The following is a 1421-nucleotide window of genomic DNA, read 5'->3' on the forward strand; positions in this document are numbered from 1 at the left end:
TCGCACTTTCGTTGTGGTTTTTATTGTATCTTAATTAGGACTTGCGCCTCGTAAACCCAGTTTCTCGGATAAATGTTGGGTTTGGTTGCCTGGTATCTACGCATCAACCGGGAATCAGCCCAAGAGTGCAAAATAAGTGGGGCGCTAATTATCGGCAATTGCTAACGCACTCGATCGCACTTTTTTATTTTTTTGATAACTTTTTTTTCCTAGTACCTGTCGCCGTTGGCCTGCAACCTGGCCGGGCCGGTAAATCCAGCAGCGACAAATTTGGGGCCGACTCAAGCTGAGGGCGATCGTCCAATGGACGCTGCTTTATCATAGTTTTAATTATCGAGCCACGTAAAATATTTAAACCTCAACTAAAAAAGGGCGGTGGCTACCCATAGCCACCGCCCTCAAGATAGTATTGCGCTATCTAAATCTGTGCTTACGCAGGAAGCAAGACTGAATCAATAACGTGGATGACGCCATTATCAGCAACAACATCGGCTGCTGTAACAGTAGCATCATTGATTTTTACGCCATTGGAAGCATCAATTTTCACTTCTGAACCTTCAACTGTCTTGGCAGATGTCAGCTTTACCACATCAGCAGCCATAACTTTGCCGGAAACGACATGATAAGTCAGGATTTTTGTCAGCTGAGGAATGTCATTAAACAGTGCTTCTACAGTACCTGCGGGAAGCTTAGCAAAAGCATCGTCAGTAGGCGCGAAAACTGTGAAGGGGCCAGGACCTTTGAGAGTATCTACTAAACCAGCCGCTTGGACGGCAGCAACTAAGCTAGTAAAAGAGCCTGCCGAAACGGCGGTATCAACGATGTCAGCCAAGAGAGTCACCTAGTTTTTGTAATGTATAAATCACTATAACGCTAAAAAGTTAATTTAGCTACATTAATTTTTTCTCGGGTTCTGTCTGGTTTTCTGAATATTAAGATAGCAATTTTTTTTATTTAACTCATTTCATAAAATACCTATCTAAAGGTAGATAAAATTCTTTTGAGTTTACTGTATTTTAATTTAGCCATGTAATCCTAAATACATTGCTAAGAGGAGGGCCCCTGCGCGGTGTTGAAAGCGCGGTGTTGAAAGTAAATGCAGGGGCGATCGCCCCGATCCCTCGCCCGTCCTACGACATTTTGATTGACAAGCGAATTTCAAAGGTGGTACAAGCCCCCGGATTTATCCGTGGAATCAATCTAAAATCTAAAATCTAAAATCGATTGACTTGGCAAAACATTCAACATCCAGCACAGTCCTAAGGCGGCGTAAAAGCCCGCCACCCCGACTCATGGCAACAGTTTCAAAAATACCGATCTAAACTGTTAACAACCATTAACTAGCGCAAGGGTGACATGAGATATAAACTACTAGGTCACAGCGGACTTCGCGTTTCCGAAATCTGCCTCGGAACCATGAC

1 protein-coding gene is annotated in these 1421 nt (G+C 43.6%); it reads right to left on the reverse strand.

What is annotated here, in order from left to right; all coding sequences use genetic code 11:
• Positions 1 to 430: 430 nt before the first annotated feature.
• The gene (locus ACUVJL_RS16870; protein ID WP_445246902.1) at positions 431 to 832 is read right to left on the reverse strand and encodes a fasciclin domain-containing protein; all 402 of its coding nucleotides are present in this window, start codon (positions 830 to 832) and stop codon (positions 431 to 433) included.
• Positions 833 to 1421 lie beyond the last annotated feature (589 nt).

This window comes from Microcoleus sp. OTE_8_concoct_300, assembly GCF_031383065.1.
Taxonomy (GTDB): Bacteria; Cyanobacteriota; Cyanobacteriia; order Cyanobacteriales; family Microcoleaceae; genus Microcoleus.